The organism is Streptomyces sp. NPDC060035, from assembly GCF_042736635.1.
GTDB lineage: Bacteria > Actinomycetota > Actinomycetes > Streptomycetales > Streptomycetaceae > Streptomyces.
In genome coordinates this window covers 1-23,895 of sequence record NZ_JBHWVO010000027.1, presented here as the reverse complement: position 1 = coordinate 23,895, position 23,895 = coordinate 1, and the positions used below count along the sequence as shown (strand labels likewise).

Sequence of the window (23,895 nt, the reverse complement as noted above, 5' to 3'; positions counted from 1 at the left end):
GGCAAACCGGCCCCCGCGTGCCTCTCCCCCGTTGCGCACTGCGGTGCAATGCTGGAGGCATCCTGCGGGAAGAGGTGCGCCGTGCTCCGTGTCGCCGTCGTCGGTTCGGGCCCCAGTGGGGTCTACACGGCCCAGGCCCTGCTGCAGCTGCCGGATGTGCAGGTGCACGTACTGGACCGGCTGCCCACCCCGTACGGCTTGGTCCGCTACGGGGTCGCCCCCGACCACGAGAAGATCAAGTCGCTCCAGAACAGTCTCCGGGCGGTCCTGGAGGACGACCGGATCACCTTTGTCGGGCACGTCGAGGTGGGCGGGGCGGGCGGGCTGTCACCCGCCCGGCTGAAGGAGCTGTACCACGCGGTGGTCTACTGCGTCGGAGCGGCGGCCGACCGTCCGCTCGCCGTTCCCGGCGAGGATCTGCCGGGGAGTTTCTCGGCGACCGAGTTCGTCTCCTGGTACAGCGCCCATCCGGACACGGCTGCCGACGGCTTCACGCTCGGGGCACGCTCGGCCGTGGTGATCGGGGTCGGCAATGTCGCGGTCGACGTGGCCCGGATCCTCGCCCGCGGCGCGGCAGAGCTGCGGTCCACCGATGTGCCCCCGGCGGCGCTGGACGCCCTCGCGGCGAGCCGGGTCCGCGAGGTCCACATCGCGGGCAGACGGGGCCCCTCACAGGCGAGGTTCACCACGAAGGAACTGCGCGAGCTCGGTGCGCTGCCGCGCGCACGGATGATCGTGGACGGTGCGGAGCTTGCCCTCGACCCGGCTTACGCATCCCCCGCGGGCGCGCCCGGGACGCCGCCGCTGCCCGCCGTGGTGCGGCGGAATCTGGAGGTGCTGCGTGGGTGGTCGGCGGAGCCGCCGCCGCCTGCGCGGAGCCGTGAGCGCCGTATCCGGCTGCGCTTCTTCCTGCGCCCGGCCGAGCTGCTCGAGAGGGGCGGGCGGGTGGCCGGGGTGCGGTTCGCGCGGACGGCTCCGGACGGTGCCGGCGGCGTGCGGGACACCGGCGCCTACGAGGACATCGAGGCCCAGCTCGTGCTGCGGGCCGTGGGATACAGGGGAACTCCGCTGCCCGGGCTGCCGTTCGACCCGGCGCAGGGCACAGTGCCGCATCTGGCCGGCCGGGTGGTGCGGAACGGGGTTGCGTCGCCCGGGGAGTATGTCGCCGGGTGGATCAAGCGAGGGCCGACGGGAGTGATCGGTTCGAACAGGTCGTGCGCCAAGGAGACGGTCGCCTCGCTGATCGACGATGCGCCGCTGCTCGCGGAAAGGGCGGTGACGGCCGACCCGCTGGGCGCCCTGCGGAACTGGGGGGTGCGGCCGGTGGAGTGGAACGGCTGGCTGTCGATCGAGCGAGCGGAGGCCGCGCTGGGCCACTCGCTCGGACGTGGACAGGTGAAGATCCCGGACTGGCCAGGGCTGCTCGACGCGGCACGGGGCGACGGTCTCCGGTAGGCAGGGCCGGCCGCCGGCGGGGTCAGTCCTGTCCGAGGCGCTTCGCCTGCCGGTCCGCCGCACCGAGAACACTGTCGAGAAGGCCTGGGAAAAGGACGTCCAGGTCCACTGTCCGCAGGCCGCTCAGCTTGGCGGTGCCACGGTAGGTCTGCCGGATCACACCGCTCTCGCGCAGCACCCGGAAGTGATGCGTGGTGGTGGACTTGGAGACCGGGAGCTCGAAGCGGGAGCAGGCCAGTTCATCTGCGGCTCCTGCCAGTTGGCGCACGATGCGCAGTCGTACCGGGTCGGAGAGCGCATGGAGCACGCCCTCGAGGCGGATCTCGTCCCGCGAGGGGTGGGCGAGCGCACGGGCGGCATTCGACGTCACGGTGGCTCCACTTCGTCCGGGGTGTCCATTGTACGAGATCTGTCGTAGTTCTACGGGCGGGTGGCGACCACGTTCCGGCAACGGGTGGCGACCACGTTTCACCGACGGGTGGCGACCACCAGGCGGGCGCGGGGGCTGCCGTCCGGCCTTTGGCCGAGGTCCGTGAGGGGAAGCAGGCGCACGGAGAATCCGGTGCGCACCAGATCCTCCAGCACATCGGGAAGCCGGAACGTGCGGTAGTACATGACGAACGGTGGGCGCCACAGTGCGTTGCGCACGCGCATGGCCACATCGAAGCCGAGCAGCGACCAGTAGGCGCGTGAACCCACCGGAGGCGGTGCACCGACCGGGAAGACGAACCGGCCCCCCGGCCGCAGCGTGGCATGCACCTGCCCGAACAGCCGGGGCCGCTCCTTCGGCAGGAAGTGACCGAACGCCCCGAGGCTGAGGGCCAGATCGAAGACCGGCGCGAAGGGCAGCGCCAGCGCGTCGGCACGCACCCAGCCCACGGCCGGACCGCCGTGGGCCCCGGCCTGCGCAGCCTGCGCCACGGCGAGCATCCCGGCGCTGAAGTCGACTCCGGTGACCCGCTCCCGGCACAGCCCGCTCAGGACGCCCACGCCTGCTCCGGTACCGCAGCAGACATCGAGCCCTCTGTCGAACGGCCCGAGGGGCCGCACCGCCCGAGCGACGGCGTCGAGCACCCGGTCCGGGGTCCGGTAGGGCGTTCGGTCGAACTTCGGGGCGAGCAGGTCGTATCCGCGCATCGTCGACGAGAGCGCCTGAACGGCCAGTTCGCAAAGGGTCGGGCCCTGTGGAGTGAACATCGCGGACCAGCGTACCGAGAAGGTCCCGAGCACCTCCGACCCGGGCACAGCCTCGTGTCAGACCGCCCGGTGGTACTGCTCGGGTGCCGGCACATCGCCGCCGAGTGCGCGCGAGGCATTGCGGGCGAAGTAGGGGTCGCGCAGCAACTCCCGGCCGAGCAGAACGGCGTCCGCGCGCTCCTCCGAGAGGATCTTCTCGGCTTGAACGGGGTCGGTGATCAGGCCGACGGCCGCCACCGGGAGGCCCGCCTCGGTGCGGACCCGTTCGGCGAACGGCACCTGGTAGCCCGGCCCTACGGGGATCTGCGCCCGCGGCGCGAGCCCACCGCTGGAGACGTCCAGCAGGTCGACACCGTGTGCCCGCAGCTCGCGTGCGAAGCGGACGGTGTCGTCCGCCGTCCAGCCCTCCCGCTCGTCGTCCGCGTTCTCGGTCAGCCAGTCGGTTGCGGAGATACGGAAGAACACCGGAAGTTCTTCGGGCCACACGGCCCGGACCGCGTCCACGACCTCCAGTGCGAAGCGGGTGCGGTTCTCGAAGGAGCCGCCGTAGGCGTCGGTCCGGTGGTTGCTGTGCGGGGAGAGGAACTCACCGATCAGATATCCGTGTGCGCCGTGGACCTCGGCGACACGGAAGCCGGCCGCGAGCGCCCGGCGGGCGGCAGCAGCGAACTGGGCTACGACCTGCTGAATGGCGTCGGTGGTCAGCTCGGTGGGCACCGGGTGACCCTCGTCGTACGCGACGGGACTCGGGGCGACCGGCTGCCAGCCCTCGCCGTCCGGGGCGCCCGCCTCGAGCGGACCGCCACCACGCCAGGGCCGGTCGGTCGATGCCTTGCGGCCCGCGTGGGCGAGCTGGATGCCGGCAACGGTTCCGTGCCGGGCGAGGAAGTCGGTGATACGGCGAAAGGCGTCAACCTGCCGGTCGTTCCAGATGCCGAGGTCGGCGGGGCTGATCCGGCCCTCCGGACCGACGGCCGTGGCCTCCACCAGGATCAGGCCCGTGCCACCCGTCGCACGGGCGGCGTAGTGGGCGAAGTGCCAGTCGTTCGCCGTGCCCGTGTCAGGCCCGGACGTCTCCGCGCTGTACTGGCACATCGGGGCCATCCAGATGCGGTTGGGAATGGACAGCGACCGCAGGGTGTAGGGCTCGAAGAGTGCACTCACGGGGGGCTCCGCTTCCTCTGATGCGACGGGCAGGGCAGGCGGGCGAACATGCCGGGCCGCACCTCGTACGAGATTCACCGTACTACGAGATTTACCGTACTACGGCAGTCATCGAATTACGAAGTCTCTCGTACAACTGGTCCTTCCCGGAAACGGCCCGACCCGGCCGGTCCGCCCTTCATGTCGCCGTCCGGCCCTTCACTTCCCCGGCCGCAGCCTCCGCCTGAGCCTGATGTCGACCTCGGCCGCGTACGTCTGGCTCCAGCTGCGCCCACCGCCCGACGTCCATGTCACCTGGACGTTCGCCCCGTCCATCCTGACGCCCTCCACCGTCATGACCCGGTCGCTGTCGCGTACATCGCCGCGGAGCAGCTCGCGGGCCTTGACGGTGACCGGATCAGCCGAACGCGCGTTCTCCACCTCCTCGGCCGCCCTGACGAGCGCCGCGGCCAGTTTTCTGGCCGCGGCCGGGGAGCAGGACCAGGAGGCTCCGGCCGACGGGCTCTCGATCAGGATCCCGACCCTGGGGGTGCCCTCGGCCGGGCCGGGGATCACCTCCAGCGCCGCACCGCGTCCTTCGGTGTCCTCGATCTCGATGCTCATCCCTGTCGCCTCCTCGTCCCGCTCCGGTCAGCTCAGCTCAGCTCAGCCGGAGACTCTCCGGCGGGCCCAGATAGCTGGGCTTGAGGCCGCCGGTGTCCACCACGAGGTTCTGCAGCACCACCGTCGGGTCGACCATCCAGAATTTCAGCACATGTACGCCGGCCCGGCCGATGTGGTGTGCGGTACTGGTGCGGTTGACGTTGTCCGAGGTGTTGCGGGCCCACTGCGGGTTCATGGTGCCGTCGTCGGCCCCGGTGACCGCGGTGACATTGACGGACTGCGGGGCGTCGTCGTCGAAGGAGACGGCGTACGTGAGCCCATCGGCCGCCCGTGCGTTGTTACGGGGCGAGAGGTACGCCCAGACCGTGACCGGTCCGGTGGTGAACAGGCTGACCTTGTACTCCAGCCTCGGCCCCTTCCCGCCCGGCGTCTGGCGTGCGGCGGTGACGGGGAAGGGCTCCATGCCCGAACCGGTGCGGCCGATGCCGGGGATGCGCTGCCAGGAGATTTCGTCTCGGCCCAGCGCCCGGTGGAAGTGATCGGCCTCGATGGAGACGTAGCCGTTGGCCTCGACGAAGCCGGCGAGCTGTGCGCGCTCCGCCTGGGGGCGGTCGATCACGGCCTGGACGACCACCTCACTGCCCCCGGGACCGGAAACGGTGACCGGAACCCGGGTGACGCCCTTGGGTGCCCGCGACCAGTCGACCCGGAAGGTGACCCGGGTCTGGGCGTCCACGCGCCCCCGGGTCCGGTCGGCGACCAGCCAGGGCGCGCCCGTGCGGATGCGGTAGTCGAAGGGCTCGGAGCCGCGGTTGAACACCTCGATGTACTGCGCCGGCTGACTCTGGTACGGGCTGAAGAGCGGCAGTACGGGATCGGCGGCGCCCTGGCCTGCGCCCGGCCACCACGCGGCCGAGCCGTCGATGGCCACGCCCATCTCGGCCGTGCGCGGGAGTTCGATGCGCCGGACGGCGGGGAAGATCTCGTCGGCGAGAGCCACGTTGTTGAGCTCGGGCTGCTGCCAGGGGGCGTTGGGCCCGTAGCGGTCCACATCGCCGTAGCCGATATGCGGCTGGGTCTGGAAGCCCTTCCACTTCCCGTCGGCCACCTCGGTGTTGAAGCGGCGCGCCAGCGCGAAGTCGTCGGCGAGCCTGGCCTCGGCGGTGGCCGCGAGCTGATTGGTGAGGGCCCGGCCCTGGGGCGCGTAGTGGAGGTTGGTGAACTCGGCCTCCCGCAGGGCGTACAGGTTGGCGGTCGCCCGGACCTCGTAGCCGACCAGCTGGTACCAGGCGTCCTGGGCCGAGGCGGGGAGCTTGCGCCCGATGCGCGCGGCCGCGGTGTCCAGGCGCTGCCAGTCGTCCGTGACCCGTTCCAGCTCCCGGTAGTCGGTCAGGCTGAAGGGGGTGGCCCGGTCGTCGTAGACGATGGCGGACGAGTCCTTGACCGGATCCTTGGCGGGGTCGAGGGTGATCTTCCGGTTGAGCAGTTCGGGCTTGCGGCGGGACTGCAGCTGGGCGTAGGTACGCAGTACGGCGGCCACGTCCTCGGCCTGCTTCTCGCCGAAGTTCTGCCGGGCGTACCGCTCTTCCCACTCCGGGATCCGGTCCAGGGACCAGCGCTCGGGGTTCCAGGCGTATTCCAGGAAGAACTGCGTGGGCAGTTCGTTGCCCTTGAGGTCTCCGACGTTGGTGATCCACAGGCCGTGGTTGCCGTAGGCCGCGCTCTGGTGCAGCTGGTCCCACATGTTGGGGAGCGAGGCGGTGTCGACCCACTTGTAGTTGCGACCCACCCCGACGTAGTCGAAGTGGTAGTAGAGGCCGTATCCGCCGCTGCGGGCGTCGTTCTTCAGGTCGGGCAGCTTGCGGACGTTGGCCCAGTTGTCGTCGGTGAGGACGACGGTGACGTCGTCGGGGACCCGCAGCCCGCGGTCCCAGTAGCGCTGGACCTCCTTGTAGAGCGTCCATACCTGCGGAACGCCGGCGTCGGGGCCGAGTTCCTCGGCGAGGATCTGGCGCTGGGTGGCGATGATCTCGGTCATCAGCTCGATGCCGTCACCGTCCGGCAGGCTGACATCGCCGTTGCCACGCATCCCGAGGGTGACCACGCCCTCGAAGTCCTCGTCCGCCATGCGGCGGATGCCCTGCCTCCAGTAGGCCTTGATGGCCTCGGCGTTGCGGCGGAAGGACCATTCGCCGGTGCCGCCGAAGGGGTCGTGGCCGGGCTTGGTGATGTTTCCGGCGCTGTCGCGGACGGCGGCGACGGCGTGCCGGTTCCACTCCTCGATGCCCCGCATCATGGGTGCCTCGTGCGAGGTGCCCATGACGACTCCGTAGGCCTTCGCGGTGGCGTGGTTCTGCGGGTCGTCCTCGGCGAAGGCGCGGCCCCAGACGGCGGGCCACAGGTAGTTGGCCTTGAGCCGCAGCATCACTTCGAAGATCTTGGCGTAGAAGCCGGCGTTGAAGCCGCCCTCGAAGCCGGGTGCCTTGCCGGGGCCGAAGAAGGCGGGGGCCCAGGTCCCGAGTGCCGGGTTCTCGTCGTTGATGAAGAATCCGCGGTACTTCACGGCGGGGGTGCCCTGGCTGTGCAGGCCCGGCAGAACGTACAGCGCGTCACGGTGTACGGGTGCGACGTCGTCCCACCAGTACCAGGGCGAGACACCGATGCCCCGGGAGACGTCGTACGCGCCGAAGATCGTGCCGCGCTGGTCGCTGCCCGCGATCACGAAGGCACGGTCCACGCCCGGCAGTGGCTTCTCCACCACGGCCTGCAGGCTGGTCTCCCACTTTCCCGCGACGGCGGAGACCTTCAGCTTGCGCGCGGCGACCAGACCGTCGATCAGCGGGCTGCGGCCGAGGGTTCCCACGAGGACGATCTCGCGGCTGCCCTTGGGCACTGCGTTGTGCGAGAGCACCGGGCGGAGCCCGGTGACGCGCTCGATGTCGGACTGGAGGTCACCGGCCACCCGCACGACGCCCGCGTAGTCGCTGTCGCTGACCACGATCGGGGCCGCCCTGCCGGCCTTCACCAGCGGGAAGGCACCGGAGCGCGGGGTGAAGGAAATGTAGGCACCCGGGTCCGTGGGACGGAGACGGGCGGGGCCGCCGGACATCGGCGCCGTCGCTGCGGCCTCGCCGGTGAGCCCCAGCAGGGACCCGAGCGGCGTGGCCGTGAGCGCGGTCAGCCCCAGGCCTGCCCCCAGGATCGAGCGGCGACTGGTGTGTTGTGGGACATTCTCGTCCATACTGCTCTCCCAGTTTTGTTCACACCCTTGACAAATTGGACGGGTGTGAGTCCTTGACGTGTGTTCGGGTGGAGGGGTGGAACGGGACCGGACGCGTCGTCAGTCGATGGCGCCGGACGTCGCCGCGGGCCTGGCAGCCGTGGCCGTCACCGATTCGCCGCCGCCGTCGGAAGCCGGCGACAGGGCCGCCACGATCGAATCGGCGGTGTCGTCGGGCTCCGGGCTGATCAGACCGACAGCGATGTACACCACCAGCGAGGTGACCAGCGGGGTGACGATCACGAGGGTCTGGTCCGTGCTCTCGAGTACGAACTTCACGAGGACGTAGCCCAGGAGCCCCAACGCCCAGGAGGAGAGGGCCGCGCGAGGCCCGAACCTGCGGAAGGCGGGCAGCAGCCCCAGCAGCATCGGGATGGAGATGGGCCCCATCACGGCCGCGACGAGTCCGACGATGATGCCCAGGACACCACCGAAGTGGTCCGCCTCGATGGCGACGATCATGCTGATGGTGATGAACACGACGGTGCACACCCGGGCGACGAGGAGTCCGGTCGCCGGGGACAGGTCCCTGGCACGGCGGACCACTACGGGAATGATGTCGCGGGTGACGACCGCGGAGACCGCGTTGGCGTCCGACGAGGCCATCGCCATGGTGTGGGAGAACATTCCCGCCAGGGTCAGACCGATGAGCCCGGCGGGCAGATACGACTCCGCCATCAGCGCGTAGACCTTCTGCGGGTCGGCGATGCCGGGCAGCAGCACGGCCGCGGCAACGGGCGGGAACAGCAGCACGGCAGGCCACACGACGTACAGGAGCGCCGAGAGCCCGGCCGAACGGCGTGCGGCCTTCGGGGAGTCCGTGGCCATGTACCGCTGGGCCAGGTTCCACATACCGCCGTTGTACTCGAAGAGCTTCACGACGACGTAGGCGCCGAGGAAGGTCGCCGTGTACGGGCCGACGAGCGGCTGCCCGTGCCCCTCCGGCAGCTTGGTCCAGATGGTTCCGAGGCCCGCTATGCCGTCGCCCAGCCGGTCCAGCACGACCCAGACCATGGCGAGCGCCGCGGCGCCCTGGATGATGAACTGCCCGAAGTCGGTGAGCGCGTCGGCCCACAGTCCGCCCACGGTGCAGTAGAGCAGGGTGACGATGCCGGTGATCAGGATGCCCACCGTCATCGACATGCCGGTGAACACGTTGAGCAGCACCGCCACCGAGGCCCACTTGGCAGCCACGTCGAACACCTTGAGCAGGGCACCGCTCCAGGCGAGCGCCTGCTGGGTGGGCACGTTGTACCGCTTGGCCAGGTACTCCAGCGGCGAGGCGACCGCGTAACGCTGCCTCAGCCGCTGCCAGCGCGGGGCGAACAGCCAGGCGCCCACGGCGGTTCCGAGCGCGAGCGGCAGGAAGGCCCAGACGTAGACCGTGATGCCGTAGCTGTACGCGATGGCGGCGTAGGCGACGAACACGGCCGCGCTGTACCCGGACATGTGGTGGGAGATGCCGGAGAGCCACCAGGGCATCCGGCCGCCACCGGTGAAGTAGTCACTCACACTGCCTACACGGCGGTGCGACCACAGGCCGATGAGCAGCATCACCAGGAAATAGCCGCCCAGGGCGGCCCAGTCGAGCGGGGCCATGAAAACTCCTTGATCTGCGTCGGATCGCACCGCGGCCGGCCAGGAACTGCCGGCCGCGGCGGATCACCAACGGGGGGTTTTCTTCTCGTAGTACGGGTCGATCCGCTGCATGTAGCCGGTGTCGTCCCGGTTGCGCAGTCCGCACGCGATGTACTGCTCGTGCAGACGGGCGAGCGCGTCACGGTCGAGTTCGATACCGAGCCCCGGCCCTTGGGGGACCTTCACGGCCCCGTCGGCGAAGGCCAGCGTGCCGGGGACCACGACCTCCTCGGTCTTCCACGGCCAGTGGGTGTCACAGGCGTAGGTGAGGTTCGGCGTGGCGGCCGCCAGATGGGTCATCGCTGCCAGGCTGATTCCGAGGTGCGAGTTGGAGTGCATGGACAGACCCAGGCCGAAGGTGTCGCAGATCCCGGACAGGAGGCGGGAACGGTTCAGACCGCCCCAGTAGTGGTGGTCGGAGAGCACCACCTGGACCGATCCCTGCTCGACGGCGGGCGCCAGATGGTCGAAGGCGACGACGCACATGTTGGTGGCGAGAGGTATCGATGTCTCCCGTGCCACCCGTGCCATACCGTCGAGGTCGGGTGTCGGATCCTCCAGATACTCAAGGACGCCCTCGAGACGGCGTGCCACCTCGATCGAAGTGGCCACGCTCCAGGCCGCGTTGGGGTCGAGCCGCAGCGGCAGCGCGGGAAATGCCTCGCGCAGGGCCAGGATCGCCTGGATCTCCTCCTCGGGCGGCCGTACCCCGCCCTTCAGCTTGACCGCCGAGAAGCCGTACTCGGTGATCATGCGTCGGGCCTGGGCGACGATCGCGTCCGGGTCCAGGGCCTCGCCCCAGCCGTCCGGCTCGGCCCCCGGATGCGCGGCCCACTTGTAGAAGAGGTAGGCGCTGAACGGAACGGAGTCCCGTACCGCACCTCCGAGAAGGTCACTCACCGGGCGCCCGGCCGCCTTGCCCTGAATGTCCAGGCAGGCCACCTCGAACGGGGAGAACACCCGGTCGACGGCACTGCTTGTGGTGATCATTCCGGTGAGCCCGGATCCGCCGGTTCCGCTGTCGTCGGCCAGGACGTCGGCCACCCTGCGGTGCATGGCACCGAGCGCGTACACGTCCATGCCGGTGACAACCTCCGCAGCTGCCCGCAGCCGGCGCAGATGCCCCTCGTCCGCGTAGGTCTCGCCGAGGCCGACAAGGCCTTCGGCCGTGTCGACCTCGACAATCGCACGCAGCGCGAAGGGTTCGTGCACACCGACCGCGTTCAGCAGAGCCGGGTCCCGGAAGGCAACAGGCGTGATTCTCACTCCGGTGATCCGGAGGCTTTCCGTCATTCCGTCGCCTCTTCCGTACCCATGAGCATGGTGCGCGTTCAGTGCCGGCCGGCGGCGAGCGTCAGGGTCTGGCGCAACGTGCCGTAGGCGGGCTTGGCCATGTTGTTCTCGTCGAGGATGTTGGCCGCCCCCTGGCCGGGGAACGTGCCGGGCACCCAGGAGTACTTGTCGCTGAAGCCCCACACCGTGAAGACGTTGCAGCGCGGGGTGAGCAGGCAGCCTCGCAGCAGCACGCCATACCCCTCGGCCTGCGCCTCGAGCTTCGTACTGTCGGCGGGCATCGGCATCCGTACGTCGGCCTCGGTGATCGCGGTCTCGAGGCCGAGGCGGTCGAAGCGCAGCATGTTGTCGGCGATGTCGTGCGGTGCGCTGTACTGGACGCCCAGGTGGCCCTGGATTCCTACGCCGTGGACCGGGACGTGCTGCTTGCGCAGATCGGTGACCAGGTCGTAGAGGGCCGTACTCTTCGCGTTGACGCCCTCGACGTTGTAGTCGTTGATGAACAGCTTGGCCTTGGGGTCGGCCTCGTGGGCCCAGCGGAAGGCGTCGGCGATGTAGCCCGGGCCGAGCTTCTGCAGCCAGATGCTGTCCCGCATGGTGCCGTCGTCGTTGAAGGCCTCGTTGACGACGTCCCACTGCCAGATCTTGCCCTTGAAGTGCGTGACCTGGTCGGTGATGTGCTGGTGCAGGATCTCCCGCAGTTCCTCGGGGGTGAAGTCACCGTTGTTGAGCCAGGCCGGCAGCTGGCTGTGCCAGACGAGGGTGTGGCCCCGGACGAGCTGTCCGTTCTTCTTGGCGAAGTCCACGAGTTCATCGGCGGCCGCCCAGTTGTACGTGCCGCGCTGCGGCTCGACCGCCTCCCACTTCATGACGTTCTCGGGGGTGACGGTGGAGAACTCCGACGCGACCTTGGCCCGGTAGGGGGCGTCGTCGGCCAGGGCGTCCGTGTTGACGGCCGTACCGATGCGCAGTCCGGCCTTCTGGCCGAGGGTGGCGAGCGTCTGCGGAGCCGCGTGGGGCTTCGGCCTGTGGTGACCGGCGCTGTCGGTGGCGGCGGACGCACTGGTCAGAGTGAAGGAGGAGACGAGGAGCGCGGCAGCGGCGGTGCCGACTGCGAGCGAGCGGGTTGCTTTGAGCATGACAGATGCCTTTCCACAGTGGCGCCTTGATGCGGAGCCCTCGGCTCACGCCGAGGGCTCCGGGGCGGCCTTCGAAAGTTTCGACATCACCTCCGCACGCCCCCGGGGGCGTGCGGAGCGGGCGGGCAGGGAACTGCTGCCCCCTGCCCGTCAGTTCCCCGGGAGCACCGGCTCGTGCGACGTGGTGCAGACGAGCCGGCGGCGGTGATCCACGGTGCGCTCTGGCCCGGTGAGGCGCAGCCGTACCGTGTGCCGGACGTCGGCGTAATCGCTGGATGCGGCGAAGCGCAGCTCGATGTCGCCGGGCTCGACGATCCGGTGCCCGCCCGTCCCGGTGAAGGACACCAGGTCCGCGTGGAAGCGGAAGCGGACGCGCCGGGCCTCCCCCGCGGCGAGCGGCACCCGGGCGTAACCGATCAACCGCGACTCGGGGCGGGTGGTCTGGGCGACCGGGTCATGGACGTAGAGCTGCACGACTTCGGCGCCGTCGCGGTCGCCGTTGTTGCGGACCGTGAGCTCGAGGTCGGTGGCTCCGTCGGTAGGCAGCTCGGACGGGACAGGAGCTCCGGCTTCCCAGTCGAAGGAGGTGTACGAGAGTCCGTGGCCGAACGGGTAGAGCGGGGTCGGGTCCAGGTTGCTGACCCCGTTGACCCGCCCCAGCGGCGGCTGCAGGTACGTCCACGGCTGGCCGCCGGGACCGTTGGGGACACCGATGGGCAGCCGTCCGGAGGGGTTGACCCGCCCCGACAGCACGCCCGCCAGCGCCGGTCCGCCCTCCTCGCCCGGGAAGAAGGCCTGGACGCATCCGGCCAGCCGGTCCGCCCGGCCGCCGAGCGCGTACGTACGGCCCGTCAGCAGCACGAGGACCACCGGGGTTCCCGTATCCAGCAGCGCGTCGAGCAGTTCGGCCTGGATGCCCGGCAGGGACAGGTCGGCCGCGTCGCAGCCCTCGCCCGAGGTTCCACGGCCGAACAGCCCGGCCCGGTCACCGAGCACAGCCACGCAGACATCTGCGCCACTGGCGAGCCCCACGGCCTGCGCGATTCCGGAAGCATCCGCTCCGTCGACGTCACAGCCCTCCGCGAAGTCGATGCCCGCACCCGGGAACTCCTCGCGCAACGACTCGAGCACCGTCGGAACGGCGATACCCATGGGCATCTCGGGATGCAGGACGCCCACATGGCTGGGGAAGGAGTAGCAGCCGAGCATGGCCAGCGGGTCGTCGGCACGCGGCCCCACGACCGCGATCCGTCCGGTGCCGCCGAGCGGCAGCACATCGCCGGGGTTGGCGAGCAGGACGCAGGACCGCTCGGCAAGGAGCCGGGCCAGGGCCCGGTTCTGCGGCGGGTCGAGGTCCACGGTGCCGCGCGCCCGGTCCGGGTCCGCACCGTCGAGCGCGGCGGGCAGGACCGGTCGTTTCGGATCGAGCAGCCCGAGCTCGCACTTCTGCAGCAGAACGCGGCGCAGGGCCCGGTCCACCAGTTCCTCGGCCACGGCTCCGTCGCGTACGGCGGCGATGAGCTCGTCGCCGTAACTGCGTACGGTGGGCAGTTCCACATCGACCCCGGCGGTGAGCGCGAGCCGGGCGGCATCGGCGCGATCGGCGGCGACCTTGTGCAGGGTCTCCAGGAATCCGATGCCGAAGTAGTCGGCGACGACGGTCCCGCCGAACCCCCAGGTGTCTCTGAGCAGCTCGGTGAGCAGTGCCGGGTCCGCGGCGGCCGGCACCCCGTCGATCTCGGCGTACGAGTGCATCACCGAACGGGCACCGCCCTCGCGGAGCGCCATCTCGAAGGGCGGCAGGATCACATCGGCCATCTCCCGGGCGCCCGCCCGGACCGGCGAGAGGTTCCGCGCCCCTGCGGACGCGGAGTAGCCCGCGAAGTGCTTGAGCGTGGCGACGATCCCGGAGGACTCGAGACCCCGGACATAGGCCGTACCGATCGTCGCGACCAGATACGGGTCCTCGCCGATGGTCTCCTCCACGCGGCCCCAGCGAAGGTCCCGCACGACGTCCAGGACGGGGGCGAGCCCCTGGTGGACACCGACCGACCGCATGTCGTCGCCGATCCGGCGCGCCATGTCCGCGACGAGCTCGGGGTCCCAGGCCGCACCCCAGGCGAGCGGCACGGGGTAGGCCGTGGCGCCCCACGCGGTGAAGCCGGCCAGGCACTCCTCGTGGGCGAGCGCCGGGATGCCGAACCTGCCGGCTTCGGCGATCCGGGCCTGGGCCCGGGCCAGCGCGACGGCGCCGACACCCGGGTCCACCGGGGCGGTGCCGAACGGCCGGGTGAGCTGGCCGAGTCCGCGGGTGGTGAGGTCCTCGAAGTCGACCGGGTCGATCATGTCGTTCTGGTGGGGTGCGACCCCGTCGCCCTCGGAGTCGGCGCCCACCCAGATCCCGTAGAGCTGTGCGGCCTTCTCCTCGAGGGTCATCCGGGTGATGAGGTCGGCCACCCGCACCTCGGGGGTGAGCGAAGGGTCGCGCCACGGGCCGTCGACCTCGGGTATCGGGTCGGCCTCAGGGGCTTGGGGGGTGGGGTGGATTGCCATGGCGGCAGGGGTTCCTCTCAAGAGTGCGGTGATGCGGGGCGGCAGAGGTGTCGCTACTTGCCGCCCACCCCCATCAGTCCGTTGACCAGCGCCCGCCGGGCTACGAGGTACACGGCGAAGATGGGCACGACGGAGAGCACGATCGCTGCCAGCACGGCCGGGATGTTCACCCCGAACTGGGTCATGAAGTTGAACAGACCCAGCGTCAGCACCCGGTTCTCCTCCGACTGCGTCAGAATCAGGGGGAAGAGGAAGCCGTTCCACGCCTGCAGTGCGGAGAAGATCGCCACCGTGCTGATGCCGGCCTTGGAGAGCGGGATCGCCAGCTGCCACAGCATGCGCACGGGCGAGGCGCCGTCGAGGGACATCGCCTCGTACATCTCTTCCGAGACATCTCGCATGGTGCCGCTGAGCACCAGGACGGCAACCGGCATCGCGAAGGCGGCGGTGGGCAGGATGATCGCGTAGAGGGTGTCGTAGAGACCCATCTTGCCGATCAGCAGGTACAGCGGCACGATCACCGCCTGCGCCGGAATCGCCACACCGAGCAGGAAGGTCCGGAACGCGAGCGAGGACAGGCGGCTGCGGGTGCGCACCGCCACGTACGCCACCGGGATGGACAGGACCAGCACGATGGCAACGGTGGACACCGCGACGATTGCGGTATTGCCGAGCAGTGTGAGGAACCCGCTGTTCAGCACGGTGTTGTAGTTGTCGAACGTCGGATCCGTCGGGAACGCCAGCGGGTCGCCGTTCAGCGCCTCGTCCTGGTGCATGAGCGACGCGGAGACCAGCGTGTAGAGCGGCACCAGGACAATCACGAGCCAGACCAGCGAGCCCAGGCCTGCCAGCGGGTTGCCCAGCAGTTTCCGGCGGCGGGCGGAGGCCTGATGGCGCTTCAGTGCCGGCGAGATCTGCTGCGGGGCAACGGGGCGGGTGTCGATCGACATCTCGTCACATACCTTCCCGGGTTGACCGCATGGATCCGAAGCCGCTGAAGCGGACCAGGATCAGCGAGAGACTGGTGGCCACGACGACCAGTGCGGTGGCGATGGCTGCGGCATAGCCCAGGTCGTAGGTCTGGAAGCCGGTCCGGTACATCAGATAGGGCAGGATCGTCGTGTCCGTGCCGGGACCGCCCTTGGTCATGATGAGCACGGTGTCGAAGTACGTCAGCGAGCCGACGATCATCAGGACCGACGAGGTCGTCATGGTGTGGCGCAATTGCGGCAGGGTGATGTGGAAGAACTGCCGCAGCATGCCTGCGCCGTCGATGGAGGCCGCCTGGTAGAGGACCTCCGGGATCTGCCGTGCACCGCCCTGGTAGATCAGCGTGTGGAAGGGCATGAACTGCCAGCCGCCGACGAACGCCACCATGAGCAGCGCGCCCGTGGACGAACCCATGATGTTGGGATCGATTCCGAACCAGGGACCGATCTCCTTGATCACACCGAAGTTCGGGTCCAGCAGGGCGTGGAAGAGCATGGCGATCGCGGTGGTGGAGAGCAGCAGCGGAATGAAGAACACCGCGGACAGCACGGCCCGGCTGCGCTGGCGGCCCGCCGCCCAGACGCCCAACAGCAGTGCCACAGGGGTCTGGAAGGCCCAGCTGATCGTGGTGAGCAGGAGGCTCAGCCAGGCTGCCTGGCCGAACTCGGAGTCCTTGAACAACCGGGTCCAGTTGTCCAGGCCTGTCGGGGTCGGTGAGTTGAGCCCGTCCCATTCACAGAAGGAGAGGTAGACGGCGATCGCCAGAGGGATGATCGCGAAGACAGCGAAGAAGAGGATGCCGGGCAGGGCCCAGGCGACCGGGGGGCGACCGACGTTGCCGACGGCCGCCTTCCTGTCTCCGCGCCTCTTCGCATGCGGAGTGTGGTGGGACATCGTTAGTTTGCGGCCTTCATTGCTGCGACGAACTGCTCAGGAGTGGTCTTGCCGGCGAACAGCTTGCTGATCTCGGTGAGCAGCGGGGTGGCGAATTCGGCCGCCAGCGCCTGGTCCCACGAGAGGGTGAAGCTGGGCGCCTTCTGGACCAAGTTGTACTGGTCGTTCGCGAACTCGGGGTTGGGCGAGGTGCTCAGCATCGAGGCGGCGTTGGAGGTGGTGGGAATGTCACCGTTGTCCACGAGGGCCTGCGCGTAGGTCTTCGACGCCATCGTCTTCAGGAACTCGACGGCGGTGTCCTTGTGCTTGCTACGGGCGTTGACGGACCAGTAGTTGGTCGGGTTGCCCACCACGTTCGCCGGGTCGCCCACACCGCCCGCCACCGTCGGGAACGCGGTCCAGCCGAGGTCCTTCTTGGCGAATTCGGGTGCCTTGCCCAGCTGGGTCGAGTACTCCCACGAGCCCATGAGGTGCATGGCGGCCTTGCCCTTGTTGAGCAGGGTCGGGGCTCCGCCCTGGCCGTAGTCGACCGAGTTGAAGTTCTTGCCGAAGGCGCCCTGGTCGATCAGTTCCTTGACCGTCTGCGCCGTCTTGAGCACCGCGGGGTCGCCCCAGCCGTTGGTGTCGCCGTTCTGGATCTTCCGGAAGACCTCGGGTCCGCCGATCCGGTCCAGCAGGTACTCCATCCACATCAGCTCGGGCCACTTGTCCGAGCCGCCCAGGGCGAAGGGCGTGATGCCGGCGGCCTTGAAGGTGGCGATGGCCTTCTGGAGGTCCTCCCACGTCTTGGGGACCTCGACCTTGTGCTCGGCGAAGAGGCTCTTGTTGTAGAAGACCATCACGGGCTGCATGCCGCGCATCGGCACCCCGTAGATCTTCCCGTCGAGGCTGCCCGCAGTCATGATCGACGGAAGGAATCCGTCCTTGAGCGTGGCGTCGTTCTTGACGGTCGAGGTGAGGTCGACCAGGTTCTTGGAGTCGACGTACGGCTTGATGGAACCGCCGCCCCAGTTGAAGAAGACGTCCGGGGCGCTGGGCGAGCCCATGGCGCTGCGGAGCTTGTTCACGTAGTCGGTCCCGGGGACCGACACCAGCTTCACCTTGACCTTGGAGGTCTTGTTGAACGTGTCGACCGCGGCCTGCTGTACCTTGACCGCGTCATCGCCGTAGACATAGGCGGTGATGGTGCCACCGTCACTGCCCTTGTCTCCCGAACCACAACCGGCCAGGAGCCCGGCCATGGCCATCGCCGCACCGACTGCGACCCATCTCGTCGTACGTGTGCCCTGAGTGAAGATACCCGACCGCATGACCGCACCTCTGTCGAATGTTTCGGCGTGCCTTTCGAATGTTGCCGGAACCGTACGGTCGTGTTTCGGGCCCGTCAAGAGGGTAGGAGCAAGGATTTACGAACCCTGCCCAGCCAACTGTTCGGGGCTTCGGGGAGCTACGATTCGTGCATGAGCCCTGCAAAGGTCCAGCCCCAACAGGAGAAGGTGTCCGTCGACGAGTCGTCGGAGAGCACCGCCACGCTGGCAGAAATCGCCCGAGCGGCCGGAGTCTCGGCTCCGACAGTTTCGAAAGTGCTGAACGGGCGAGCCGATGTCGCCCCCGGCACGCGCACCAGGGTGGAGGAGCTGCTGCTGCGCCACGGCTACCGCCGGAGGCGCGGCGCCTCGCAACAGTCCCAGCTCATCGATCTGGTCTTCCACGAACTGGACAGCGCCTGGGCGATGGAAGTCGTCCGGGGAGTCGAGAACGTCGCCCGGGAGGAAGGCCTCAGCCTCGTGCTCTCGGAGAGCGCCGGCCGGCTGACCCCGGGCCAGACCTGGGTGGACGGCGTCCTGGCACGCCGCCCGGCCGGCGTCATCCTGGTGCTCTCGGACCTCGACGCCGCCCAGCGCGCCCAGCTGACCAGCCGCAGCATCCCCTTCGTCGTGGTCGACCCGGCCGGCGATCCCGGCGACGACATCCCCTCCGTCGGCGCAGCCAACTGGCAGGGCGGCCTCGCCGCCACACGCCATCTGACGGGTCTGGGCCACCGACGGATCGGCGTCATCGGGGGGCCGACCCGCATGATGTGCAGCCGCGCCCGCATCGACGGCTACCGGGCCGCGCTGGAGACCTCTGGCCTGCCGATGGACCCCGAGCTCGTCCGCGAGGGCGAATTCCACCACGAGGACGGCTACACGGCGGCCTTGGAGCTGCTGCGTCTGCCGAACCCTCCCACCGCCATCTTCGCCGGCAACGACCTGCAGGCACTCGGCGTGTACGAGGCCGCGCGCGAGCTGGGGCTGCGGATTCCGGAGGATCTCAGCGTGGTCGGGTTCGACGACCTGCCGCTCACCCGGTGGATCGGCCCGCCGCTCACCACCGTGCGCCAGCCACTGATCGAAATGGCCGAGACCGCCGCCCGGCTGGTGCTCGACCTCGGCCGGGGCCGACAGCCCGCCACCACCCGGGTCGACCTGGCGACCAGCCTGGTGGTCCGCAGCAGCACGGCTCCGCCGTCCCGCTGACGATCAAGCGAAACCCTGTCGGCGGGGCAGGGTTGGCCTGCGTACTGTCGCGCGCCGGGACTCCCGCTCTGCGCACCGGGTGCCTGCTGCTGGTTCCGTGCACGCCTGCGGACGAGGACGGTTTCGTGGCGCTGTTCCAGGACGTGCGGGTGTCCCGGAATCGGCTTCCGGCACGTCCGTGACCTCGCGAAGGACGACGGAGCACCACCCGGCTGCTGACCCGCACCCGTGAGCTTTCCCCTGCCCGGGCGGGTCAGCCCGGGTACACGTCGAGTCGGCCGCACATGCCGAACCTCGCGCGCGAGGAGGGCTGTTCGGCGTGCACCCGGGCGTCTGCCAGGTGCGTGTCCTCGCCGCGTGCGAGTGCGTCGAGGTGCCGGCCGGTCGCCCGGGACGCGGCTGCCGCGCCCTGCTGCCAGCGGGCCCGCCAGTCTGCGGTCCGGGGGCGCACAAGCTCTGCTGCGGCCTTGTGGAACGCGGCCAGCGGCCCGGGGTCGCCCGCCTCGGTGGCGCGGCGCAGTGCGAGGAAACCCTGGACGGCAAGGTCGCGGCGGGTGCGTGCGGCGCATGCCTGCTCGTCCTCGGTGCCGTCGGCGGGAAGGGTGGCGGCTTCGCGGTAGAGCCCAGGATCGGCGAGGAAGCGGGGCGCGAACGTGAGCACGGCATCACCCGCTTCCGGCAGCCCACTGTTCTGCATGAGCACGACGATGCGCAGCCCGTCCTCGTTGACCAGCCGGTGGATGGTGCCCGGAGTGAACCAGACGAGGGCTCCGGGAGCGAGCGGGGTCTCCTGGAAACCCGATGAGGTGAGGGTCTGTACGCAACCGCTGCCGGCGACGACCACGTACCCCTCGGAACACGTCAGGTGCAGGTGCGGCGTGCCACCGCGCAGGCCGTCCTCCGTGGGCCAGTCGTAGACCCTGAGGTGGGAGACGGCGACGGCGCCCGGCAGTCCTTCGAAGGTCGTCACAGGTGCTCCTCGGTCGGGTGTCGCCGTCCGCTGCCGGGTCCGCTCCGGTCCGCCGCGACGCCCGTTCTCACGTCCGTCCTCGGGTCCGTGACCGCACCCGACGGCAAGCGCTTTCCGAACCAAGACAACCTGCCGTACGGGCGGGGGTCAAGGGCCCCTGCCCGCAGCCGCCCCGGGGCGGGCGGCGACGGTATGTGCGGGCCACTGTCAGTGGCCCGGTGCAGACTGTGCCGTATCCGGCAACAACGGCGTTTCGGGAGGTCTCTGTCATGACCGATGTACTGCTCACCGTGGGCACCCGCAAAGGGCTCTTCATCGGCCGTAGGCGCGGCAGTGTGTGGGAGTTCGGCGATCCCCATTTCAACGCGCAGGCGGTCTACTCGATCGCGATCGACACCCGCGGACAGACACCCCGGCTGCTGGTCGGCGGCGACAGCGCACACTGGGGCCCCTCGGTCTTCCACTCCGACGACCTCGGCGCGACATGGGTCGAGCCGAAGCTGCCGGCGGTGAAGTTCCCGCAGTTCACCGAGGCGTCCCTGGAGCGGGTCTGGCAGCTGCAGCCTGCCGGACCCGAGGCACCCGGCGTGGTGTACGCAGGAACGGAGCCGGCGGCGCTCTTCCGGTCCGAGGACGGCGGCGAGTCCTTCGAGCTGGTCCGCCCGCTGTGGGAGCACCCGACGAGGTCGAAGTGGGTGCCCGGCGGAGGCGGCGAGGGACTCCACACCATCCTGACCGACCCGAGGGACGCCCGCGCGGTGACCGTCGCAGTCTCCACCGCGGGCGTGTTCCGGACCAAGGACGGCGGCGCGCAGTGGGCTCCTGCCAACAAGGGCGTCTCCGCGGTCTTCCTGCCGGACCCCGACCCCGAGTTCGGCCAGTGCGTGCACAAGGTCACCCGGGACGCGGCCGATCCCGACCGGCTCTATCTGCAGAACCACTGGGGGGTCTTCCGCAGTGACGACTCCGGGGACAGCTGGACCGACATCGGCGCGGGCCTGCCTTCGGACTTCGGCTTCGCCGCTGCCGCGCATCCGCACCGCGCGGACACGGTGTACGTCTTCCCGATCAACGCGGACGCCGACCGCGTCCCGGCCGGCCACCGATGCCGGGTGTTCCGTACGCGGGACGCGGGAGCGACCTGGGAGCCGCTGACCCAGGGCCTGCCGGACGGCGCCCACTACGGCACGGTGCTGCGCGATGCGCTCTGCACGGACGACGCCGACCCGGCGGGCGTCTACTTCGGCAATCGCAACGGCGAGGTGTACGCGAGCGCGGACGACGGGGACAGCTGGCAGCAGCTCGCCTCGCATCTGCCCGACGTGCTGTGCGTGCGGGCGGTGGTGCTCGGCTGACCCGCAGCCGACCGGTGTGGTCGTAGCACCGGTGAAGCACCAGTAGAGTGCGGCCCGTGGCAGCACGACCGTTGAAAGAAATCGTCGAGCCGGGGTGGGCGCAGGCCCTTGAGCCCGTGGCCGAACGCATCGCCGCTATGGGCGACTTCCTCCGCGCGGAGATCGCCGCGGGGCGCACCTACCTGCCCGCGGGGCCGAACGTATTGAGGGCGTTTCAGCAACCCTTCGACGACGTGAGAGTCCTGATCGTCGGTCAGGATCCGTACCCGACTCCGGGGCATGCGATCGGCCTGAGTTTCGCGGTGGCACCCGAGGTCAGTCCGCTGCCCGGGAGTCTGGAGAACATCTTCCGGGAGCTGCACGCGGATCTGGGCCTTCCGCGGCCCTCCAACGGCGATCTGACGCCGTGGGCGCAGCAGGGGGTGCTCCTGCTCAACAGGGCGCTGACCACGGCTCCCAGGCGGCCTGCGGCGCACCGGGGCAAAGGCTGGGAGGAGGTCACCGAGCAGGCCATCCGGGCGCTGGTCGCCCGCGGCACTCCGCTCGTGTCGGTGCTGTGGGGTCGTGACGCCCGCAATCTGCGGCCGCTGCTCGGCAGCTTCCCGGCGATCGAGTCCTCACACCCCTCCCCCATGTCGGCCGACCGCGGCTTCTTCGGCTCACGGCCGTTCAGCCAGGCCAATGAGCTGCTGCAGCGCCAAGGGGCGCAGCCGGTCGACTGGCAGCTGCCGTGACGACGGCCTCGGACCCGTTCGTCATCGGCGTGGACTCCGGTGGTTCCGGGCTGCGTGTGGCGCTCGGGACGGTCGGCACGGAACATCCCGTTTCCACCACCGTCGGTGCCGAACCGGTGCGGACGGGACCAGCAGGCATCGATGCCGGGCACATGCTGGAGCAGCTTCTGCCCGCGGCCCGGAAGCTGCTGGAACAGGCCGGGCCGCGGGCTACGGTCGCCGCGGTGACGATCGGGGCGGCCGGAATGGCGACGCTCGGCGGGCAACTGCGCGCCGAGCTGCCGGCAGCGCTCGCGGAGGCGCTGGCCGTACGGCGGGTGGCGCTGGCCGCCGATGCGGTGACCGCGTACGCGGGAGCGCTCGGGCAGCGGGCGGGTGCGGTCGTCGCGGGCGGCACGGGCATGATCGCGCTGGGCACCGATCTCACGACATGGCGCAGGGCGGACGGCTGGGGCCATCTGCTCGGCGACAGCGGCGGCGGCGCCTGGATCGGCCGTGCCGGACTCGATGCGGCGATGCGTGCCCACGACGGCCGGGCCGGTGGCTCCCCTGCCCTCCTCGCGCGGCTGCGGACACTTTTCGGTCCTGCTCCCGATCTTCCCGGGCTCCTCTACCCGCGAACCGACCGGCCGGCGCTGCTCGCTTCCTTCGCCCCCGAAGTCGCGGCCTGCGCCGCTGAGGACGAGGTTGCGGCCGGCATCCTGCGGGAGGCTGCCGTCCATGTCGCCGAGGCGGCAGCGGCTGTGTGTCCACCGGCCGCGGGGGTCGGGGACGGCCGGTACGAAGTCGCCCTGACCGGCGGCCTGTTCCGGTTGGGCGATCCGCTCGTCCGGCCGTTGCGCGAGGAGCTTGCGCGACAGGTGCCGCACGCCCGGGTGGTGCCCGCCGCGGGTGATCCGCTGCACGGTTCGCTGACAATCGCCCGGGCTCTCGCCCTGTCCGAACTGCGGCTGCCCGCCCACCCGGCACTGCTGTTCGTACCGGAGGTAACGTAAGCAGTCCGAGCACGCATGCCGCCCGGACAGAACAGGGCAGTCAGCCGGTATGCCACTCCGCAGACATAACCGGACAGATAACGCCCGACCACCCCCTCCCCGAACAGAGGGGCACCCAAAACCAGTAGCATGCGGCGCCATGAGCACCCCCACTGGGCCCGCTTCCGGCCTGCCTGTACGAATGCCGCGACCTCGCCAGTCCGGACGGCACCGCCGCCCGGAGCCTGTGGTCGCACCTGAGGGCGCTGCCGCGCTCGTTCTTGCCGTTCCCGGTACCCCTTCTTCGGCCACGCGCAGCCTGGCCGAAGAGGTGATCAGCATTGCCCGGTCCGAGCTTCCCGGTCTGAATGCACAGATCGGCTATCTCGACGGTGACGACGCCGAGTACCCCACGCTGGTTTCCGTACTCGCGCATTCCGCCGCCGAGCGCACCGCGCGCTACGAGCAGGCGATCGCCGCGGGTCGTGAGGTCTCCGAACCGCAGGGTCCGTCCGCCGTCGTGGTGCCGCTGCTCGCGGGGCCGGACAGCGCCCTGCTCCGGCGCATACGGCAGGCCGTCATGGAGAGCGGTACCCAGACCGAGCTGACCGATGTGCTGGGCCCGCACCCGCTCCTCGCCGAGGCGCTCCACGTGCGCCTTTCGGAGGCCGGACTGGCGCGCGCCGACCGCGCCAGGCTGTTCACCGTGGCGACCGCGGCCGACGGCATCGTGCTGGCCACGGTGGGCGGCGACGAAGCCGTGCAGGCCGCCGGGATCACCGGAATGCTGCTGGCCGCACGCCTCGCGGTTCCGGTGATGGCCGCCGCGCTGGATGTGGAGGGTTCGGTCGCCTCGATCGCCGCACAGCTCCAGAACTCCGGTTCGGCGCAGCTCGCGCTCGCGCCGTACCTGGTGGGCCCGGAGGTCGACGCCGGCCTGCTGGAAGCCGCCGCGAAGGAGGCCGGCTGCGCGACCGCCGAGCCGCTCGGCGCCTACCCGGCCATCGGCAAGCTCGTGCTCTCGATGTACGCGACGGCGCTCGGCATCACTCCGGCGACGCCCCAGGGAGCCCAGGCGCACTGATCCGCGCCCGCGCCTTGCTCGACCGGGCGGCACGGACCGGGTTGTCCCGGTCC

Annotated in this window: 19 protein-coding genes; 6 read left to right on the top strand and 13 right to left on the bottom strand. The window is 70.0% G+C overall.

Annotated features, from left to right (window positions below; translation table 11 throughout):
• The first annotated feature begins 81 nt into the window (after positions 1-81).
• Positions 82-1,455 carry an FAD-dependent oxidoreductase gene (locus ACFWBQ_RS31415; protein WP_385504095.1) on the top strand — a complete coding sequence of 458 codons (1,374 nt, stop codon included), beginning with the start codon at positions 82-84 and terminating at the stop codon, positions 1,453-1,455.
• A gap of 22 nt (positions 1,456-1,477) precedes the next feature.
• Here ACFWBQ_RS31415 and ACFWBQ_RS31410 read toward each other — a convergent pair whose 3' ends face one another.
• From ACFWBQ_RS31410 to ACFWBQ_RS31355, 12 genes are all read right to left on the bottom strand, one after another.
• The gene (locus ACFWBQ_RS31410) at positions 1,478-1,825 is read right to left on the bottom strand and encodes a helix-turn-helix domain-containing protein (RefSeq protein ID WP_385504090.1); all 348 of its coding nucleotides are present in this window, start codon (positions 1,823-1,825) and stop codon (positions 1,478-1,480) included.
• A 98-nt stretch (positions 1,826-1,923) separates the two neighbouring features.
• Positions 1,924-2,652: a class I SAM-dependent methyltransferase gene (locus ACFWBQ_RS31405; RefSeq protein ID WP_385504085.1), complete on the bottom strand. Its 729-nt coding sequence runs from the start codon at positions 2,650-2,652 to the stop codon at positions 1,924-1,926.
• A 57-nt stretch (positions 2,653-2,709) separates the two neighbouring features.
• Positions 2,710-3,816 (bottom strand): NADH:flavin oxidoreductase/NADH oxidase, encoded by a 1,107-nt coding sequence (locus tag ACFWBQ_RS31400; RefSeq protein ID WP_385504079.1) that lies wholly within the window; start codon positions 3,814-3,816, stop codon positions 2,710-2,712.
• A 198-nt stretch (positions 3,817-4,014) separates the two neighbouring features.
• On the bottom strand, positions 4,015-4,419 hold the full coding sequence (locus tag ACFWBQ_RS31395; RefSeq protein WP_385504076.1) for a hypothetical protein: 405 nt from the start codon (positions 4,417-4,419) through the stop codon (positions 4,015-4,017).
• A 37-nt stretch (positions 4,420-4,456) separates the two neighbouring features.
• Positions 4,457-7,660: a glycosyl hydrolase 115 family protein gene (locus ACFWBQ_RS31390; protein ID WP_385504074.1), complete on the bottom strand. Its 3,204-nt coding sequence runs from the start codon at positions 7,658-7,660 to the stop codon at positions 4,457-4,459.
• Positions 7,661-7,759: 99 nt separating this feature from the next.
• A complete protein-coding gene (locus tag ACFWBQ_RS31385) occupies positions 7,760-9,298 on the bottom strand; it encodes a sodium:solute symporter family protein (RefSeq protein ID WP_385504072.1) in 1,539 nt (512 codons plus the stop codon).
• Between the two features lie 63 nt (positions 9,299-9,361).
• The gene (locus ACFWBQ_RS31380; protein WP_385504066.1) at positions 9,362-10,630 is read right to left on the bottom strand and encodes a glucarate dehydratase family protein; all 1,269 of its coding nucleotides are present in this window, start codon (positions 10,628-10,630) and stop codon (positions 9,362-9,364) included.
• A 38-nt stretch (positions 10,631-10,668) separates the two neighbouring features.
• Complete coding sequence (locus ACFWBQ_RS31375; protein WP_385504063.1) at positions 10,669-11,769, bottom strand: endo-1,4-beta-xylanase; 1,101 nt, start codon at positions 11,767-11,769, stop codon at positions 10,669-10,671.
• 150 nt (positions 11,770-11,919) lie between these two features.
• Positions 11,920-14,322 (bottom strand): glycoside hydrolase family 3 N-terminal domain-containing protein, encoded by a 2,403-nt coding sequence (locus ACFWBQ_RS31370; RefSeq protein ID WP_385504058.1) that lies wholly within the window; start codon positions 14,320-14,322, stop codon positions 11,920-11,922.
• 53 nt (positions 14,323-14,375) lie between these two features.
• Complete coding sequence (locus tag ACFWBQ_RS31365; RefSeq protein WP_385504053.1) at positions 14,376-15,272, bottom strand: carbohydrate ABC transporter permease; 897 nt, start codon at positions 15,270-15,272, stop codon at positions 14,376-14,378.
• Between the two features lie 4 nt (positions 15,273-15,276).
• A complete protein-coding gene (locus tag ACFWBQ_RS31360; RefSeq protein WP_385504044.1) occupies positions 15,277-16,206 on the bottom strand; it encodes a carbohydrate ABC transporter permease in 930 nt (309 codons plus the stop codon).
• A 2-nt stretch (positions 16,207-16,208) separates the two neighbouring features.
• The gene (locus tag ACFWBQ_RS31355; protein WP_385504374.1) at positions 16,209-17,453 is read right to left on the bottom strand and encodes an extracellular solute-binding protein; all 1,245 of its coding nucleotides are present in this window, start codon (positions 17,451-17,453) and stop codon (positions 16,209-16,211) included.
• 213 nt (positions 17,454-17,666) lie between these two features.
• Here ACFWBQ_RS31355 and ACFWBQ_RS31350 point away from each other — a divergent pair, with 213 nt between their 5' ends.
• On the top strand, positions 17,667-18,725 hold the full coding sequence (locus ACFWBQ_RS31350; protein WP_385504036.1) for a LacI family DNA-binding transcriptional regulator: 1,059 nt from the start codon (positions 17,667-17,669) through the stop codon (positions 18,723-18,725).
• Positions 18,726-18,978: 253 nt separating this feature from the next.
• Here the strand turns inward: ACFWBQ_RS31350 and ACFWBQ_RS31345 are convergent, their stop codons facing one another.
• Entirely contained in the window at positions 18,979-19,695 is a 717-nt protein-coding gene (locus ACFWBQ_RS31345; RefSeq protein WP_385504030.1) for a cupin domain-containing protein, read from the bottom strand.
• Between the two features lie 269 nt (positions 19,696-19,964).
• Between ACFWBQ_RS31345 and ACFWBQ_RS31340 the strand changes: the two genes are divergently transcribed.
• From ACFWBQ_RS31340 to ACFWBQ_RS31325, 4 genes are all read left to right on the top strand, one after another.
• Entirely contained in the window at positions 19,965-21,050 is a 1,086-nt protein-coding gene (locus tag ACFWBQ_RS31340; RefSeq protein WP_385504026.1) for a WD40/YVTN/BNR-like repeat-containing protein, read from the top strand.
• A gap of 56 nt (positions 21,051-21,106) precedes the next feature.
• Complete coding sequence (locus ACFWBQ_RS31335; RefSeq protein ID WP_385504023.1) at positions 21,107-21,784, top strand: uracil-DNA glycosylase; 678 nt, start codon at positions 21,107-21,109, stop codon at positions 21,782-21,784.
• Positions 21,781-22,779: an N-acetylglucosamine kinase gene (locus ACFWBQ_RS31330; RefSeq protein WP_385504019.1), complete on the top strand. Its 999-nt coding sequence runs from the start codon at positions 21,781-21,783 to the stop codon at positions 22,777-22,779. The genes ACFWBQ_RS31335 and ACFWBQ_RS31330 overlap by 4 nt, the downstream gene beginning before the upstream one ends.
• Before the next feature lie 139 nt (positions 22,780-22,918).
• The gene (locus ACFWBQ_RS31325) at positions 22,919-23,842 is read left to right on the top strand and encodes a sirohydrochlorin chelatase (RefSeq protein ID WP_385504013.1); all 924 of its coding nucleotides are present in this window, start codon (positions 22,919-22,921) and stop codon (positions 23,840-23,842) included.
• Positions 23,843-23,895 lie beyond the last annotated feature (53 nt).

What these genes read in the sequence shown, in the direction of transcription:
- ACFWBQ_RS31340 (WP_385504026.1), top strand. Translation starts at nt 19,965, where the DNA reads ATGACCGATGTACTGCTCACCGTGGGCACCCGCAAAGGGCTCTTCATC.
- ACFWBQ_RS31370 (WP_385504058.1), bottom strand. Translation starts at nt 14,322, where the DNA reads ATGGCAATCCACCCCACCCCCCAAGCCCCTGAGGCCGACCCGATACCC.
- ACFWBQ_RS31375 (WP_385504063.1), bottom strand. Translation starts at nt 11,769, where the DNA reads ATGCTCAAAGCAACCCGCTCGCTCGCAGTCGGCACCGCCGCTGCCGCG.
- ACFWBQ_RS31395 (WP_385504076.1), bottom strand. Translation starts at nt 4,419, where the DNA reads ATGAGCATCGAGATCGAGGACACCGAAGGACGCGGTGCGGCGCTGGAG.
- ACFWBQ_RS31325 (WP_385504013.1), top strand. Translation starts at nt 22,919, where the DNA reads ATGAGCACCCCCACTGGGCCCGCTTCCGGCCTGCCTGTACGAATGCCG.
- ACFWBQ_RS31355 (WP_385504374.1), bottom strand. Translation starts at nt 17,453, where the DNA reads ATGGCCATGGCCGGGCTCCTGGCCGGTTGTGGTTCGGGAGACAAGGGC.
- ACFWBQ_RS31365 (WP_385504053.1), bottom strand. Translation starts at nt 15,272, where the DNA reads ATGTCGATCGACACCCGCCCCGTTGCCCCGCAGCAGATCTCGCCGGCA.
- ACFWBQ_RS31350 (WP_385504036.1), top strand. Translation starts at nt 17,667, where the DNA reads ATGAGCCCTGCAAAGGTCCAGCCCCAACAGGAGAAGGTGTCCGTCGAC.
- ACFWBQ_RS31385 (WP_385504072.1), bottom strand. Translation starts at nt 9,298, where the DNA reads ATGGCCCCGCTCGACTGGGCCGCCCTGGGCGGCTATTTCCTGGTGATG.
- ACFWBQ_RS31390 (WP_385504074.1), bottom strand. Translation starts at nt 7,660, where the DNA reads ATGGACGAGAATGTCCCACAACACACCAGTCGCCGCTCGATCCTGGGG.
- ACFWBQ_RS31405 (WP_385504085.1), bottom strand. Translation starts at nt 2,652, where the DNA reads ATGTTCACTCCACAGGGCCCGACCCTTTGCGAACTGGCCGTTCAGGCG.
- ACFWBQ_RS31380 (WP_385504066.1), bottom strand. Translation starts at nt 10,630, where the DNA reads ATGACGGAAAGCCTCCGGATCACCGGAGTGAGAATCACGCCTGTTGCC.
- ACFWBQ_RS31360 (WP_385504044.1), bottom strand. Translation starts at nt 16,206, where the DNA reads ATGTCCCACCACACTCCGCATGCGAAGAGGCGCGGAGACAGGAAGGCG.